Source organism: Gluconobacter oxydans DSM 3504 (assembly GCF_000583855.1).
Taxonomy (GTDB): Bacteria; Pseudomonadota; Alphaproteobacteria; order Acetobacterales; family Acetobacteraceae; genus Gluconobacter; species Gluconobacter oxydans.
In genome coordinates this window covers 1,528,415-1,545,328 of sequence record NZ_CP004373.1, presented here as the reverse complement: position 1 = coordinate 1,545,328, position 16,914 = coordinate 1,528,415, and the positions used below count along the sequence as shown (strand labels likewise).

The following is a 16,914-nucleotide window of genomic DNA, read 5'->3' as shown; positions in this document are numbered from 1 at the left end:
TCCTCAGTTCTTCGAACGCACGGGGCCGTGGCTGACAAGAACGCCCCGCTGCCAGACCTGATCGATCTGATCCACGGCACCAATATTTTCATCGGCATTGCCGTTCACAACCAGAAGATCCGCCCGGCGACCCGGCGCGATCACACCACGATCGGACAGATGCATCAACGCTGCGGCATTGCCCGTCGCCAGACTGATCGCCTGCACGGGCGACAGTCCCGCCTGCACCGTCAGGTAAAGCTCACGATGCTCGGCAAAGCCAGGAATGCGGGTCGGAGCAGCCCCGGAATCCGTACCAAAACCGACCTTCACACCGGCACGATACAGAACAGCAAGGTTCTTCTGATTAACGGACAGCGCGTAATGCGAGGCCTTGGTCAGAGGCTTGGCCATCGTCTCGGCACGCCATTTTGGATCGGTGAACTCACGGCGCAGGGCTGGATCGATGCCCGCCAGCACGAAGGGATTGGAAAGCAGTTCAGGCTGTTCGGCATACAGATAGTTCGCCTCATCCAGATCCAGCGTCGCGATGTACCACGTCCCCTGACGGAGCATCGCGGCGATCAGATCATGATCGACAGGCTGGTCCCGCACGCCATGAGCAAGGATGTCCGCCTTTGAGGCAACGATAGCCTTGGCGACCGCAAGGTCATGGATATGCACCGCAACCCGCGTGCCATGCTGATGCGCCTCGTCAATGACAGCCTGATAGATGGCCGGGGGCAGCATTGGATAGGTCTTGCCGTCGGGCACGTCATTGCGGAAATCGTCCACCCACAGCTTCACCAGATCCGTATGTTCCGCGATCATCTGGTCCACGTCTTTGCGGGCCTCTTCCGGCGTGGTGGGCCGGAAAACCTGATCGGGACCAACGCCCTTGACCATGGCGGCCGGAGGCACACCATCAGGCGCACCAATCCCCTGATCCACGCCATACAGATCCGCGCCCGGATTGCGACCGTCATGCTGCTCCTGCCGCAACGTATCGAAAAGCGGAGAGCGGTTCAGACCTAGCGCCGTGACGGTCAGAACGCCGTAATCGGAATACTGCTTCAGGGCCGCAAGAATATTGGATCGGGTATAGTTATCGCGACTTGCCCCCGTTCCTTTCACAAGCCCGACATGGACGTGATCACTGATGAGGGCAGGCATAAGCGTCTTGCCCGTCAGATCCACATGCCGCACCTCGGCCGGTGCAGGAATGCCGACGGAGATAATGGTGCCATTATCGATAACCACCGTCGCGTCCGGCTGTGCCAGAGCACCCGTTCCATCGATCAGCCGCGCATGCTCAAACGCTACCGGTTCGGCCATCGCGCTCCCTGCACTCAGGGCGGCAGGTGTTGCGAGCAGCAGGGCGGCGAAAGCGGAACGGATGGTCATGCGGCGGTCTCCTGTGTGGCTCCCGTCGGGCATGCATCGTCCGGCCGGGAAAACCCAGTACGGGAGGAAACGCTGCCGGACATGAAAGGATGCAAAAAACCCCTCCCTTTCCGCTCCCGTATCAGGCTTCCAGGGACTGGAGCTCGAACAGGCGCCGGTAGATCCCGCCTTCCCGCTCGATCAGCGCGGCATGGGTCCCGTCTTCCTTCAGTTCGCCCTGACTGAAGACCAGAATGCGATCCAGTTCCATGACCGTGGAAAGACGATGCGCCACGACGATGACCGTCCGGTTCTGCATGAGGCGGCGCATGGCGTCCTGCACGAGGGATTCGGACTCTGAATCGAGGCTGGACGTCGCTTCATCAAAGATCAGGATCGGCGCGTCAGCCAGGAAGGCCCGGGCAATGGCGACACGCTGGCGCTCGCCTCCCGAGAGCTTCACGCCACGCTCCCCGACCATGGTTTCGTAACCCTCGGGCAGACGCTCGATGAACGGCGCAGCGTTTGCAAACCGGGCAGCCTCCTCGATTTCCGCACGGCTGGCATCCGGGCGCGCATAGGCAATGTTTTCCGCAAGCGTCCGGTGGAACAGGATCGGCTCCTGCGGGACAATAGCGATGTGCGAGCGCAGGGAATCCTGCGTGACATGCGCAATATCCTGCCCGTCCACCACGATCCGCCCACCATTCACGTCATAAAGACGCTGAAGCAGCTTGGTCAGCGTCGTCTTGCCCGATCCGCTCGGCCCGACAAGCGCCACGCGGGAGCCCGGCGCGATATCGATGCTCAGGTCATGATAAAGCGGCTTGGCCTGTCCGGGATACTGGAAGTCCACATGCTCGAACCGGATGGCACCGTGCGAGAAATGGGCCTTCTGCGCATCGGGGGCATCCTGAATGGCGGGATCGCGGCGGAAAATCGCCACCAGCTCTTCCATTTCGTTGACGGAGCGCTGCACCTGGCTGACCTGCTGCCCCAGATCGCGCAGATAGCCCTGCACGAGAAACATCATCGTCAACACATACGCCACATCGCCCGGCCCGGCCTTGCCGTCCCACCACAGCCAGACAGCCAGTCCGATCAGCAGCATCCGCATGGCGAGTGACGCCAGCGCCTGAAGATTGGCGCTGTTCGTCCCGCGGATCCAGGTTCTCAGAGTGCGCTGACGCCAGCCATGGATAATGCTGTCGAGCCGCGCATCCTCACGGTCTTCCGCACCGAACGCCTTGACGACCGGGTTGCAGGTCACAGCATCAGCCATGGCCGCACCCATTTTCGTGTCCCATTCATTGGAAGCACGGGCGGTGGGCGCGACATAGCGCAGGGTCAGGGTGATGGAGAGGCAGGCGAAGAGCACGACCGACAGCGCCAGCACCGATCCCATGAGCGGCGAGCGGAACATGAGAACGGCCGTCGTGCCGCCCAGAACCAGCACTTCCGGCGCAATCAGAAGCAGCAGCGTATCGTCGAGCGTATCAATCGCCCAGATGCCGCGCGTCAGCTTGCGAACGGTGGAGCCGGCGAAGTTATTGGCATGCCAGTCCGTCGAAAAACGCTGCACCCGATCGAAAGCCTGATTGGCAATACGATGCATGATGGCGAGGGTAAGATGCGAAATCCCGATAAAGGACGAGCGCCGCCCGAACAGCCCGACCAGCCCCAGAACGATCAGTCCCGTAACCATCAGGAACGCATCGTCCCGCAGATGCAGCAGTTCGGCGGTCTGCTGCACGGCAGGGCCTGCGGCGTGGCGGGAAATATCATCCACCAGACGCCCCGCGAGAATGGGCGTACAGACATCGGCCAAGGTGGCCAGACCAACGCCGCCAAGGGTTTTCGACAACAGCAGAGGATGGTGACGCCAGCGACTTGAAACGAAGGAGAGGACTTCCGTGAAGGACACGTCCTGCTTGCGGCCTTCCTTCTGCTGGCGGGTCATGAGGGGGGTAGTATCGGACACAGAATGCTCCGCCGTCTGTCTGCCTGCGAGGTCATGCAGGGCAGGCCACGGTGTGATGGCATGGAATTTTCAGAACTTTGCCGTATCTTGCTGTCTGTCCGGACCGGACGCAACAGCCTGCAAAACATCCCGGTGGAGCCCCTGTCATGACCGATGCCCCCGCAACCGCAAGCCGGGCCATGAGCAAGGCGGCCGCAAAAGCCTTCATCACCGCACTGGCCGAGGCCAACCCCAACGCGGAGAGCGAACTGGTGTTCCGCAATCCGTTCGAACTTCTGGTGAGCGTCGTGCTCTCGGCCCAGGCCACGGACAAATCCGTCAACAAGGCGACGAAGGGCCTGTTCGAGGAAGCGCCCGATCCGGCGTCCATGGCAGCCCTCGGCGAGGACGGCATTGCCCGGCATATCCGCACCATCGGGCTGTGGCGGGCGAAGGCGCATAACGTGGCGCTGCTCTGCAAACAGTTGCTGGAACGGCATGGAGGACAGGTTCCATCCGACCGCGCCTCGCTCGAAGCGCTGGCCGGTGTGGGGCGCAAGACGGCGAATGTCGTGATGAACGTCGCCTTCGGGGCAGATACGATGGCGGTGGACACGCATATCTTCCGTATCGGCAACCGGACCGGCCTGGCACCGGGCAAAACCGTGCGACAGGTCGAGGACGGGCTGGTCGCGCGGATTCCAAAAGACATGCTGCGCCCGGCGCATCACTGGCTGATCCTGCACGGACGCTATGTCTGCAAGGCACGCGCACCGGAATGCTGGCGTTGCCCGGCAACAAAATGGTGCCTCTATCCGGACAAACGGATGCAGGCCCCGCCGGCACGAAAAGCCGCTGCAACCTAAAGTATCTGGGCCGCTGTCCGGCGAGAGGCCTGATAGGAGACGGAATAGACCACAACCGTATTGACGACCTGCATGTGGGTCGTGACCGAAAAGCCATTGGCGTTCCAGGTAATCTTTTCCGTCATGGGCGTTCGGATATCGAACAGCGGCTGGCCATATTTCTGCCTGACCGCGCGTCCCCATTCCTCGGCACAGATCCGGACATCGCCGGAATCCGTATCCGTCAGGGCATGCACCTCCACCGAAGCCAGACGTCCACCCAGAAAGTTCACATCCACATTCGACAGGCACGACCCGATCGACGGCCCCTGCATCACATAGCGCGCGAAACCCGCCCGAGGCACCGGCGCGGGAAGCGCCATCATTTCCGGATGGCTAAGCTTTGCTTCCGGAACACTCATACCCAGAGCCAGCCCTTCCCAGATCACGGCGGGAGCGGCCTGCGCCGGAATGGCAGCCGTCAGTGCAAGCGCGAGCAGAACGCCCGTTGCGGGTTTGTAAGCCACGATAGCGGACCTCCTTGTGTGGCGATCCTACAGGGCGATTGCTTTCCAAAAGGTTGAGAGATGCTCACTCAGACTGGGCCAGAGGCAGGTTGGGCATGCCATGCCAGCCCACGGGCGGCACCCAGAGACGGTTGCCCCGCCAGCTCCGGTCCGACACGACTTTAAGACCGCGCCCCGCGAAGACGCTGTAAGCCCCATCCCGCCAGACCGAAAACCGGTCGATGGATGGCACGTCCGGGCAACCTTTCCGTGCGGGTGAGGCACTGAGGAACAGGCTCACGCCCTCGCACTGCTCCGCAGTCGGCAGCGTATTGCCATCCGAAGCATCACGGACACGCAGCAGGACAGTCTGCGCGCCAAAAGACATCCGGCACGGTCCCGACAGACAGTCTGACGGCAGCGGCGCCGTAGGAAGGGCGAGAGCCTGCTGCCAATCTTCCAGTGTGCGGCGTTGCAGGCTGGAATGAGGCCCGACCAGCAACACACCCTGACTGCGCACAGCCATCAGCCCCGCATCCGGAGAAACGAGAATATCCGGCTTCGGGGCCAGCCAGATCGAGGCCAGTCCAACCGCGATGGGCAGCAGACCAGCAAGACACACCCTGCCCTTCCACAGGCATAGGAAACACAGCCCGAGCATGACCAGAAGCAGACCCCAGCCCGGCATGGCGGGCACGGGCTGATGCGCCATCGGAAACGCCGCCACACGCTCCGCCAGTGTCTGCACGATGCGGATTCCCATCCCCATAAGCTTCAGGAACGGCGCTTCGGCATGGAACGGCATGGCCACGAGCGCCAGAAGCCCGACCGGCATAATCCAGACCGCCGCCAGCGGCACGGCCACGAGATTGGCCAGCACGAACCAAGGCTGAAGCGCGCCAAAATGCGCCATACTGACCGGCAGGGTCGCCAGTCCGGCCAGAAGGCTCGTCAGGACAAGCGCCACACAATGGGACGCGACAACACGATACCACTCCCCCTCACCCCGCAGGCGCATAAGCGGCTCACGCAGCGCACCATAGCCCGCAATCAGTCCCATCACGGCGGCAAAGGACATCTGGAACGACACATCGACAACTGAGACCGGCGAAACCAGCAGGATCAGGAGCGCCACGATGGACAGCGAGCGCATGGACAGCACGCGTCGCCCGGTCACGATGGCCAGCGTCACGATACTGGCCATGCCCAGCGCGCGAAGGCTGGGAAGATGCGCGCCTGTCAGCATCACATAACCCGCCCCGGCCAGCAGGCCGGCAACAGCAGCGATCTGCCGGCACGGCCAGCGCAGGGCGACATATTCGATGGCGGCCAGACCACAACGCAGCGTTACGATGACAGCCGCCATCACAAGACCCAGATGCAGCCCGGCCACGGCAAGGAGATGTGCCAGCCCCGAAGCGGAAAACGTCTCGCGCGTATGCTGGTCGATGCTCCCCGCCTCTCCAGCCAGAAGGGTTGCGGCAATGGCAGCTGTCTGGTCAGACAGCGCAGCATTGGCACGCAGAGCCACGGTTTCGCGCAGGGATTCAAGCCAGGACTGGCGGGGGGGGGCGCCTGAAAGGCTGACCGGACCGAGCGCATAGCCACTGCCGGCCAGCCCCGAGAACCAGGCTTCCCGCTGAAGATCCCGCCCGCCGGGCCAGGAAGGCGGCGGCGGTGCGCGCAGCATGGTGCGCAGGCGGATCGTGCTTCCGGGCTCGGGAAGCAGGTCGTCATCATCGCGCAGACGGATATGCAGCGTCCGGCGTAACGGCGCCATCCCGGCATCGACAGGCGTCTCGAATACGGCATCCGCCAGAGTCACGCGATGGCCGTCATCCTCGTCATCATTGCGGGGCGGCAGGATTTCCAGCGACTGGACACGCCCGGTCAGGACCGTCGCATGGGTCGGCAGGGCCGGCATCGGCGGCTGCATCCGGGCCTGAAATGCCAGATCGCCAAACCCGATCGCCGCAGAGAGCAGTGCGAATCCCAGCAGACGCGGAAACAGCCGCTGCCAGCCCCACCAGAAACAGGCAACCCCCATCAGGATCGGCAGAACCGTAACGAGCACAACACACAGGATGGAAGGCTCGAACGGCAGAACCAGATACAGCAGAGCCCCGAGCCCCACCGCGACCGGAAGCCAGCAGATCATCTGCCGCCCCTGATCCAGAAAGGACCGGATGATGGCAGGCGGTGGCGTCAATGCAGGGTCAGGGGACTCTGCACGGGCCAGAAGTTCGTCCGTATCGAGATCCGGAACGGAAAGGGGCTCTGTCTTCACGGACAGGACCGTAACGGATTTTTCCGCAGGACGCGCCTCCTCACGCGAGGCCGACGCATCCCGAACAGACCTCCCTTACTGCGGCAGGTGAAGCGCCTGCTTCAGACCAGCAGCATCCTGTTCCAGCTCAAAGCCGGTGCTGCCCGGCTGGAACAGCTTTGCAGTCGCGAGATTCCCGGTCACGACAGGCTCGAATCCGGCTGCCCTCACCAGCGCCACCACCTGCGACACGGCCTGCGCATCATCTCCCGCAACCGGCACAGCCAGAAGAGGCGCCGCACGATGGGCTTCAGAACGGAGCGTCGTCATGTCGATGGAATTGAACGCCCGCACCACATGCGCCGATGGGAAATAACGCTGGGTCGTCACACCCGCCCCATCCTTCTGCGCCGTATCCGCAATCGCCCCGTCCCGCCAGGGATAGGGATTGGACGGATCAAGCACGACCTTATCCAGCAGCGTCCGGCTGAGCTGCGGGCCAAGCTGCGGAATGGCGCCATAGGGCACGGCGAGGACCACGATATCTCCGTAAGCCGCCGCCTGGGCCGGGGTTCCGGCGGTGGCGAGCGGACCAAGCGATGTGGCGAGCGACTGCGCCTCGGTCAGGGAGCGGGCCGAGACCATGACGTGATAGCCCGCATGAACCCAGAGTTCGGCCAGCGTCGTGCCGACATGGCCGGTGCCGATGATGCCAATTCGGGTTTTCTGGCCCGTGCTCTCAACCGCACTGGCGCTGCTGACCGTGGCCAGACCCGCGAGCGCTGCAAGGAAGGGACGTCGTCTGAGCGGAAAGGCTGTCATAAGGGGTGCCATTCCCGTGCAAGGACGCCTGCTCCGCCCTGAACCGGATCGGTTTTCGGGAATGGCAGGTCATGGATGCGGGCGCTCTGTTCTGCTGTGGGCGCAGCACGGAGAATGTCGAAGGACTGGTTGGGCGGATAGGCGCCAATGACGGTGAAGTCCTCGTCCGAGCCAAGATTGCAGTGCCCCGTTCCCGCCGGAAGCAGAGCGATATCGCCCCCACGTACCTCGACCGTCCAGGCCTTCGGGCCACCAAGCATGAGGCGGGCAGAGCCGTTGGAAAAGCCCAGAACTTCATGCCCGAGACTGTGATAGTGGTGAAACGGATAGACGCCGTTCCGCCACTGCGGTGGCCAGCCGTTACGGGCGAACAGGTCCTCATAGACCGACTCACGGTCCGGCCCTGCTTCCAGCGCATTGCGATAGACGATGACGGGAAGATCCGGATTGTTCGGCACCCAGTCATTGGCACGCAGCGTAAAGACGTCCACGTGCGATGTCGTGGCGCTCGCATGATGGATCCTGCCCTCTCCGAAGGTCAGTCCCAGCCCTGCCAGCAGGGCGTTGAAATCGCGTCGGTTCATCGAAAAGGCACCATCCGGACTATTGAGGTACAGGATAGGCAGGTTCGGGAAAGGACAGGAAATCACACGCGCTTGAAGAGGCTTAGCTTTTTGTAAGACACGGCGTTTTGACGGTTTTCCCGGACAATCCGGCGATCGCCAGACCAGGGAGTCATGAACAGGCCCCTGCGCTGGCGGATGGAAGCGCGGGGCAGAGCGTGATATGACGGCGACATGACCATCCGTACGCGATTTGCCCCCTCCCCGACGGGTCTGCTGCATGTCGGCAATGCCCGCGCCGCCCTGTTCAATTTCCTCTTTGCACGCCATCACGGCGGCGAATTCCTTCTGAGGATCGAGGACACCGACAAGGAACGCTCCACCCAGAAGGCCGTGGACGTGATCTTTGACGGTCTGGCCTGGATGGGGATCGAGGCGGATGCGGAACCGGTTTTCCAGTCCGCGCGTCAGGACCGCCACACGGAAGTCGCGCTGGAGCTTCTGGCAAAAGGGCAGGCCTATAAGTGCTTCTGCACGCCGGAAGAGCTGACCGCCATGCGCGAGAAGGCCATGGCCGAGAAGCGTCCGCCCCGTTACGACGGCACCTGGCGGGACCGCGATCCGTCCGAGGCCCCCGAAGGCGCGCCGTATGTCGTGCGTCTGAAGGCACCGCGCGAAGGTGAGACCGTCATCAAGGATCTGGTGCAGGGCGAAGTCCGCGTGGCGAATGCGGAAATGGACGATCTGATCCTGCTGCGCTCCGATGGCACACCGACCTATTTGCATGCCGTGGTTGTTGACGATCATGACATGGAGATCACCCATGTCATGCGCGGTGACGATCACCTGACGAACACCTTCCGTCAGGCCATGATCTATCGCGCCATGGGCTGGGACCTGCCGCATTTCGCGCATCTGCCGCTGATCCACGGGCCGGATGGCGCCAAGCTGTCCAAGCGTCACGGCGCGCAGTCGGTCGTGGATTTCCGCGAGGAAGGCTATCTGCCGGAAGCCCTGTGCAACTACCTGCTGCGTCTGGGCTGGGGTCATGGCGATGCCGAGGTTCTCTCCCGCGAAGAGCAGATCAAGCTGTTCGATCTGGACGGCGTGGGCCGCTCCCCGTCGCGCATGGATTACGTCAAGCTGGCGCATCTCAACGGAATCTGGATGCGTCAGGCCGACGATGCGCGCCTGACGAATGATGTCATGGAGCGCCTTCAGGGCCGCGAAGGCGTGGTGACGGACGACAAAACCCGCGCACGCATTCTTGCGATGATGCCGGGCCTCAAGGAACGCGCCAAGACGCTGGTCGAACTGGCAGATAATGCGGCTTTCGCAGGCTTTACCCTGCCACTGACCTTCACGCCCAAGGCTGAAAAGCTGCTCGGAGAAGACGGACGCAAGGTCCTCGAAGGCGTCGGCAAGGAACTGGCCGCTCTCAAGGATTTCACGCCCGAAGCCATCGACGCCACGCTGCGCGCCTATGCCGAGAAGCATGAAATCAAGCTTGGCTCCGTGGCCCAGCCGCTGCGCGCCGCCATGACGGGTTCCACGACGTCTCCGGGCATTGACCTGACGCTGTCGGCACTGGGGCAGGACGAAGTGCTGGCCCGCATTGCCGCGGTTCTCGCTTCCGGGTCCGTCGATGCCTGAGCGGCCTTCCGTCCCCCGGCATCTGCTGGGAATCGAGGGGCTGTCGGCCGAACAGCTCGTACCGTTCCTCGATCTGGCGGAAAGCTACGCGCTTTTGAGCCGTTCGCGTTCCGCGCCGCGTGATGCGCTGCGGGGACGGACGGTCATCAACCTGTTCTACGAGGACAGCACCCGCACCCGCACAAGTTTCGAACTCGCGGGCAAGCGGCTGGGAGCGGATGTGATCAACATGTCCGTCGCCACGAGTTCGGTGAACAAGGGCGAAACGCTGCTGGATACGGCAGCAACGCTGAATGCCATGCGCTGTGACCTGCTGGTCGTACGACATGCACAGTCCGGCGCCCCTGCCCTTCTGTCACAGAAGGTGGAAGCCAGTGTCGTCAATGCGGGCGATGGCACGCATGAACATCCGACACAGGCGCTGCTCGATGCGCTGACGATCCGCCGTCATTTCGGCCGTCTTGAAGGCCTGACGGTGGCGATCTGCGGCGATGTCGGACACAGCCGCGTGGCGCGCTCCAACATCCATCTGCTGACGGCCTTTGGAAACCGGGTGCATCTGGCTGGACCGCCGACGCTCCTGCCCGGTGCCATGGCCGAGCTCGGCAATGTCGAGCTGTTTTCCGACATGGACCGTGCACTTGAAGGCGCGGATGTCGTCATGTCCCTGCGCCTTCAGAAAGAGCGCATGGGCGCCGGTCTGGTGCCCAGTGCCCGCGAGTATTTCCGCTTCTTCGGGCTGGATCGCAGGCGTCTGGCACTGGCGAAACCCGGCGCGCTCGTCATGCATCCGGGGCCGATGAATCGGGGGGTGGAAATCGCCTCGGACGTGGCGGATTCGGATCAAAGCGTGATTTCCGAACAGGTTGAAATGGGCGTGGCCGTGCGGATGGCGGTTCTGGACCGCCTGTCCCGGGCACGGATGCCGGTATGAGTGATATTGTTTTTGAAAATGTCCGCCTGATCGACCCGGCCTCGGGTCGCGATGAGACCGGACGACTTGCGGTGCGTCAGGGGAAGATCGTCGCCTGCGAAGATGGATCGGTCCCCGAAGGAGCGCGGGTCATTGATGGCGCGGGCGCAGTCCTGTGTCCGGGACTGGTGGATATGCGCGTGGCGCTCGGCGAACCGGGATCGGAATACCGCGAGAGCGTCTCCTCTGGCGCGCGGGCGGCCGTGGCTGGCGGCATCACGACCATGGCGGTCCTGCCTAACACGTCGCCCCCAATCGACAATCCGGCGTTGGTTCATCTCCTGCGCGTCCGGGGCGAAGAGACGGGCATGGTCTCGATCCATCCCTATGGCGCACTGACTCGCGGCTGCGAAGGCGGGGAAATGGCCGAACTCGGCCTACTCCAGAACGCCGGAGCCGTGGCATTTACGGACGGGACACGGGCCATTTCGGACGCCAAGCAGATGCGCAATCTGCTGTCCTATTCGCGCTTTATCGACGCCATTGTGGTGCAGCATCCGGAAGAACCTTCTCTCGCCAAAGGCGCCTGCGCCACGGCCGGAGCGCGGGCTGTGCGGATGGGGCTGCCCTCGGTTCCGGCAGAAGCCGAAGCCATCATGATCGCGCGGGATCTGCGACTGGCAGCCATGACGGGCGCACGGCTGCATTTCGCACATGTCTCGACAGCAGAAGGGCTGGACCTGATCCGCGAGGCCAAGAGCCGCGAAATCCGGGTGACCTGCGATACGGCACCGCCCTATTTTGCCATGACCGAAGACGATATTGGCGATTTCCGTACCTACGCGAAACTATCGCCCCCCCTGCGCAGCGAAGCGGACCGCAAGGCCGTCTGTGCGGCGCTGGCGGATGGCACGATCGACGCCGTAGCGTCGGATCATGCGCCAGCGGATGCGGATGACAAGCGACTGCCATTTGCACAGGCACGGGCGGGCGGTACGGGACTGGTCACCCTTTTGGGCGTCACGCTTGGCGCTGGACTGCCGTTGATTGATGCCCTGCGTCTGGTGACCTCGGCCCCTGCGGCACTACTTGGCCTCAAGGCCGGAACGCTGGCGGTTGGAAGCGATGCCGATCTGTGCCTGTTCGATCCGGAAGCGTCGTGGACCGTCGTGGCCGGAAACCTTCCCGGCCGGGCGCAGAACACGCCATTCGATGGAAAAGACCTGAAGGGCCGCGTCCTGCGGACCTTCAAACGCGGCGTGGAAGTCTTCACGGCGGATGAGCTGTCCGGTGATGAACGGGCGGGAGCCGCTTCATGAGCGGCTTTCAGGCACAGCTGATCCTGCTATCTCTTGTATCCTACGTCATCGGAAGCATCCCTTTCGGGCTGCTTCTGACGGCCGTGGCCGGTGGCGGCGACATCCGCAAGATCGGCTCGGGCAATATCGGTGCGACCAACGTCCTGCGCACGGGCCGTCGGGGCCTGGCAGCAGCGACGCTTCTGCTGGATGCCCTCAAAGGAGCTCTGGCTGTCCTGATCGCCCGGTTTTTCTTCCCTGGCGCCAGCGAAACCACCATGGCCGTGGCGGCCGTAGCGGTTGTCATCGGGCACTGTTTCCCGGTCTGGCTCGGTTTCCGGGGCGGGAAAGGCGTTGCAACAGGGCTCGGAACGATCTGGGTCCTGTGCTGGCCGGTGGGACTGGCCTGCTGCGTGGTCTGGCTGCTGGTCGCACGACTGAGCCGGATTTCCTCGGCCGGAGCACTGGCCGCATTCCTGCTGGCACCGGGACTGATGGTGCTGTTGTCCGGACGGCCACTGCACACGCCCATTCCGGTAGCGACGCTTCTTATTTCGCTTCTGATCTGGGCCCGGCATTCCAGCAATATTGCCCGGCTTGTGACGGGACGCGAACCGCGCGTGAAGGTTGACCAGGCATCCCGGCGCTAGATTTTAAGCATCCGTTAAGAAATCTGTCTTAAGGAAAAGATCCTATGACAGCTTCTCCGGACATGCGCCCCGTCCTGCCCGCCACAGACCGAATCGACATACTGCGTCTGGCGCGGACAACGGGCGTCGGTCCGATCAACTTTGCGCGACTGATGACGCAGTATGGCAGTGCGGGCGCTGCCCTTGCCGCCCTGCCCGGTCGGATGCGCAAGGCGGGACGCCGGGAAGACCCTGTCATTCCGACCGTCTCGCGCATGGCGGATGAGCTGGAACGCCTTGAAAAACTGGGCGGAAAGATGCTGGTGCGGGGGGATGCGGACTACCCGCTGCTCCTATCCTGCATCCCGGATGCCCCGCCTGTCCTCTTCACACTTGGAGACGTCCGCAAACTCTCGATGCGGTCCGTGGGAATTGTGGGCGCCCGCAATGCGTCTGCGGCCGGAATCCGGATGGCGGAGAGCCTTTCGGCCGAAATTGCCCATTCGGGACTTTGCGTGATTTCCGGGCTGGCACGGGGAATCGACTCGGCGGCCCATGCCGCAGCTCTTCATCCCGGACTGACGGTCGCCGCCATCGCGGGCGGACTGGATCATGTCTATCCGCCCGAGAATGCCTCCCTTCAGCAGCAGATCGCCGAAAGGGGCTGTCTGGTAACGGAAGCCCTGCTCGGCACAGCTCCGCAGGCCCGCCATTTCCCACGGCGCAACCGCCTGATCGCCGGGATTTCGCTGGGGTGCCTGATCATTGAAGCAACTGTCGGGTCCGGCACTCTGATCACGGCCGATCTGGCCCAGTCCTATAACCGCGAACTCCTCGTCGTACCCGGCTCACCGCTCGATCCGCGATCACGGGGCGGAAACCAGTTGCTGAAAACGGGCCAGGCCACCCTGACAGAAAATATTGACGATATTCTTCAGGTCCTGCCCTCGGCGCTTCCACCGCGCGAGGCAGCGCCCTGGCAGCGTTCATCCGCCCACAGCCCGCCTTTGACGGGCTTTTCCGAGCCTTCCACGCCCTGGGGCAGCCCCGCCAGCGAGGACTGGGTTGAGCCGGATCTGGCCCAGAAGACGGTCTGTTCCCTCCTGTCTGTAACACCGGTAGCAGTTGACGATGTGGTGCGCCGCTGCCAGTTCTCCGTGTCGGCAGTGCTTGCGACGCTGGCTGAGCTTGAGCTCGGCGGGGTCGTGGAGTTTGTGCCCGGCGGACGCGTGGCGTTGCTGCCGAACTGAAGTGACGCGGAATACCGGAGTGGCGATGACGGACGTTGTGGTGGTCGAGAGCCCGGCAAAGGCCAAGACGATCAACAAGTATCTGGGAAGCGGATATACCGTGCTCGCTTCGTTCGGCCATGTGCGGGATCTGCCGCCCAAGGACGGCAGCGTGCGCCCGGACGAGAACTTTGCCATGAGCTGGCAGACGGACGAGCGCGGTGCCAAGCAGATTTCCGCCATCACCAAGGCGCTGAAGGGGGCGAAGAACCTTTACCTCGCCACTGACCCGGATCGCGAAGGCGAAGCGATTTCCTGGCATGTCCGCAGCGTTCTGGAAGAAAAGAAGCTTCTGAAGAACGTCGACGTCCATCGCGTCACTTTCAACGAAATCACCAAATCAGCCGTCACGGCTGCGATGGCCGCTCCGCGTGAGCTGGACCGTCCGCTGATCGACGCCTACCTGGCCCGGCGCGCGCTGGACTATCTGGTGGGCTTCACGCTGTCTCCCGTCCTGTGGCGCAAGCTGCCGGGCAGCCGGAGTGCCGGACGTGTGCAGTCCGTCGCTCTGCGCCTGATCTGCGAGCGCGAAGCCGAAATCGAGGTGTTCCGACCCAAGGAATACTGGACCGTCACCGGCGGCTTCACGACGCCGGGCAAAGCGGCATTCCAGGCACGTCTGACACATCTGAAGGGCGAGAAGCTCGACCAGTTCGACCTGAACAACGAGCAGCTGGCTTTCGGCGCTCGCGACACCGTTCTGAGTGGACAGTTCACGGTCCGCTCCGTCGAGCGCAAGCGCACCAAGCGCAACCCGCCGCCCCCGTTCACGACATCCACCCTGCAGCAGGAAGCCTCGCGCAAGCTCGGCATGAGTGCGCAGACCACGATGCGGACGGCCCAGCAGCTTTATGAAGGTGTGGATCTGCGTGGCGAGACCACCGGTCTGATCACCTATATGCGAACCGATGGCGTGACGATGGCCAAGGAAGCCATCGGGTCCATCCGCGGGCATATCGGCAAGGCCTTCGGTGACGAATACGTTCCGGATTATCCGCGCAGCTATTCGACCAAGGCCAAGAATGCGCAGGAAGCCCATGAGGCCATCCGCCCGACGGACGTGTTCCTCACCCCGCAGCAGGTCGCCCATGCCCTGACGCCGGAGCAGAAGAAGCTCTACGAGCTGATCTGGAAGCGCTCCGTCGCCTCGCAGATGCAGTCGGCCGAACTGGATCAGGTGGCAGTAACGCTGGCGGATGCGAGCGGCCAGACGCTTCTGCGCGCCACAGGCTCGACCATCGCGTTCGACGGCTTCCTCAAGCTCTATATCGAGGGCCGTGACGACACGAAGGCCGAAGACGAGGACGGCAAGCTCCTGCCGCCGATGAAGGAAGGCGACCGCCTGACGACGGGAGCTGTGGAAGCCGAACAGCACTTCACCCAGCCGCCGCCGCGCTATTCGGAAGCCTCGCTCGTCAAGAAAATGGAAGAGATCGGCATTGGCCGTCCCTCGACCTATGCCTCCATCCTCGGTGTGCTGCGGGACCGCAACTATGTGCGTCTCGACGCACGGCGCTTCGTTCCTGAAGATCGCGGCCGTCTGGTCACGGCATTCCTGACGTCGTTCTTCGAGCGCTATGTCGATACGGGCTTCACGGCCTCGCTCGAAGAGCAGCTCGATGACATTTCAGGCGGCCGGGCCGACTGGCATGATGTCATGGCCGCATTCTGGCACGACTTCTCGGCTGCCGTCGCGCAAACCAAGGATCTGAAGATCTCGGACGTCATCGACGCGCTGGACGAGGATCTCGGGCCGCATTTCTTCCCACCGCGTCCCGATGGGGCCGATCCGCGCGTCTGCACATCCTGCGGAACCGGGCGGCTGGGCCTGCGGCTGGGCAAGTTCGGCGCCTTCATCGGCTGTTCGAACTACCCGACCTGCCAGTTTACCCGCCGTCTGGTGGCCGAGGAAGGCGATACCGAAGGGCTGAATGATGGCCCGAAGGTTCTGGGGCAGGATCCGGAGACCGGCGAAGACGTCACGATCCGCCGCGGGCCTTACGGTCTGTATATCCAGCGCGGAGAGCCGAACCCCGAAGACAAGAAAGCCAAGCCCAAGCGGACGACAATTCCCAAAGGGCTCGACGGCAATACCATGACGCTGGAACAGGCGCTGGGGCTGCTGTCCCTGCCGCGTCTGGTCGGACTTCACCCCGAGACGGGCGAGAAAATCGAGGCCGGTCTGGGACGGTTCGGACCGTATGTGAAGATGGGCGCCATCTATGGCACGCTCGACAAGGATGATGACGTCCTGACCGTCGGGCTGAACCGTGCCGTGGATGCGCTGGCCAAGAAACTGGCCTCCATCCGCAATCTGGGCCCCCATCCAAAGGACGGCGAGCCGGTCATGATCCGCAAGGGGCGCTTTGGCCCGTACGCGCAACATGGCCAGCTAATTGCCAACCTGCCGAAGGGGCAGGATATGGACGAGGTCACGCTGGATGAGGCCGTGGCGCTTCTGGCGGAGAAGGGCAAGCCACTGAAAGGTGGCGCAAAAAAAACTTCCGCGAAAAAAGCGGCTCCGAAAGCAGCAAAGGCGAAAAAAGCCGTTGCGGCTGCGGAAGGGGATGAGACGGCCCCGAAGAAGGTAACAAAGCGTAGCCCGGCCAAATCCGCCACAAAGACGAAAACCACAACGCCGCGGAAGCGTAAGACTGTTTCCGACACGTCGTCGGAAGGCTGAAAACAGATCGGGTCGACAGTGTTGCCTGACGGCACTGCCGACCCCACATTCGGTCTGGCAAGTCTTTACCGTGGCTGAAGTTTGTGGCGTGGTCGCCTTACGGGGAGCAGCCTTCTTTGCCGTCC

General features: G+C 63.1%; 13 protein-coding genes. 7 read left to right on the top strand and 6 right to left on the bottom strand.

The annotated features are described in order from the left end of the window. Positions 1-3: 3 nt before the first annotated feature. Together GLS_RS06895 and GLS_RS06890 are read right to left on the bottom strand one after the other, a co-directional pair. Positions 4-1,383 carry an amidohydrolase family protein gene (locus GLS_RS06895; protein ID WP_041111674.1) on the bottom strand — a complete coding sequence of 460 codons (1,380 nt, stop codon included), beginning with the start codon at positions 1,381-1,383 and terminating at the stop codon, positions 4-6. Between the two features lie 121 nt (positions 1,384-1,504). After that, a complete protein-coding gene (locus tag GLS_RS06890; RefSeq protein ID WP_405002436.1) occupies positions 1,505-3,322 on the bottom strand; it encodes an ABC transporter ATP-binding protein in 1,818 nt (605 codons plus the stop codon). Positions 3,323-3,489: 167 nt separating this feature from the next. Between GLS_RS06890 and nth the strand changes: the two genes are divergently transcribed. Next, the gene (gene nth / locus GLS_RS06885; protein ID WP_193363799.1) at positions 3,490-4,188 is read left to right on the top strand and encodes an endonuclease III; all 699 of its coding nucleotides are present in this window, start codon (positions 3,490-3,492) and stop codon (positions 4,186-4,188) included. On the opposite strand, the gene GLS_RS06880 is transcribed toward nth, so the two are convergent. From GLS_RS06880 to GLS_RS06865, 4 genes are all read right to left on the bottom strand, one after another. Next, positions 4,185-4,694 carry a hypothetical protein gene (locus tag GLS_RS06880; RefSeq protein WP_041111672.1) on the bottom strand — a complete coding sequence of 170 codons (510 nt, stop codon included), beginning with the start codon at positions 4,692-4,694 and terminating at the stop codon, positions 4,185-4,187. The two genes, nth and GLS_RS06880, sit on opposite strands and share 4 nt — an antisense overlap. A gap of 64 nt (positions 4,695-4,758) precedes the next feature. Continuing rightward, entirely contained in the window at positions 4,759-6,831 is a 2,073-nt protein-coding gene (locus GLS_RS06875; RefSeq protein ID WP_052327634.1) for a ComEC/Rec2 family competence protein, read from the bottom strand. Between the two features lie 204 nt (positions 6,832-7,035). Further along, entirely contained in the window at positions 7,036-7,761 is a 726-nt protein-coding gene (locus GLS_RS06870) for an NADPH-dependent F420 reductase (protein WP_080691909.1), read from the bottom strand. After that, a complete protein-coding gene (locus tag GLS_RS06865) occupies positions 7,758-8,345 on the bottom strand; it encodes a cupin (RefSeq protein WP_041111670.1) in 588 nt (195 codons plus the stop codon). The genes GLS_RS06870 and GLS_RS06865 overlap by 4 nt, the downstream gene beginning before the upstream one ends. 213 nt (positions 8,346-8,558) lie before the next feature. Between GLS_RS06865 and gltX the strand changes: the two genes are divergently transcribed. From gltX to topA, 6 genes are read left to right on the top strand one after another with little or no spacing between them, the layout of a single operon-like run. Beyond that, positions 8,559-9,977, top strand: coding sequence for a glutamate--tRNA ligase (gltX, locus tag GLS_RS06860; RefSeq protein WP_041111669.1), 1,419 nt, complete (start codon positions 8,559-8,561; stop codon positions 9,975-9,977). After that, on the top strand, positions 9,970-10,911 hold the full coding sequence (locus GLS_RS06855) for an aspartate carbamoyltransferase catalytic subunit (RefSeq protein ID WP_041112741.1): 942 nt from the start codon (positions 9,970-9,972) through the stop codon (positions 10,909-10,911). The genes gltX and GLS_RS06855 overlap by 8 nt, the downstream gene beginning before the upstream one ends. Beyond that, positions 10,908-12,209, top strand: a complete 1,302-nt coding sequence (locus tag GLS_RS06850) for a dihydroorotase (RefSeq protein ID WP_041111668.1) — start codon at positions 10,908-10,910, stop codon at positions 12,207-12,209. Before GLS_RS06855 ends, GLS_RS06850 begins: the two co-directional genes overlap by 4 nt. After that, entirely contained in the window at positions 12,206-12,838 is a 633-nt protein-coding gene (gene plsY / locus GLS_RS06845; RefSeq protein ID WP_011252818.1) for a glycerol-3-phosphate 1-O-acyltransferase PlsY, read from the top strand. The genes GLS_RS06850 and plsY overlap by 4 nt, the downstream gene beginning before the upstream one ends. A gap of 44 nt (positions 12,839-12,882) precedes the next feature. Next, positions 12,883-14,067 carry a DNA-processing protein DprA gene (dprA, locus tag GLS_RS06840; protein WP_041111667.1) on the top strand — a complete coding sequence of 395 codons (1,185 nt, stop codon included), beginning with the start codon at positions 12,883-12,885 and terminating at the stop codon, positions 14,065-14,067. Between the two features lie 25 nt (positions 14,068-14,092). Then, positions 14,093-16,789 (top strand): type I DNA topoisomerase, encoded by a 2,697-nt coding sequence (gene topA / locus GLS_RS06835; protein ID WP_041111666.1) that lies wholly within the window; start codon positions 14,093-14,095, stop codon positions 16,787-16,789. Positions 16,790-16,914 lie beyond the last annotated feature (125 nt).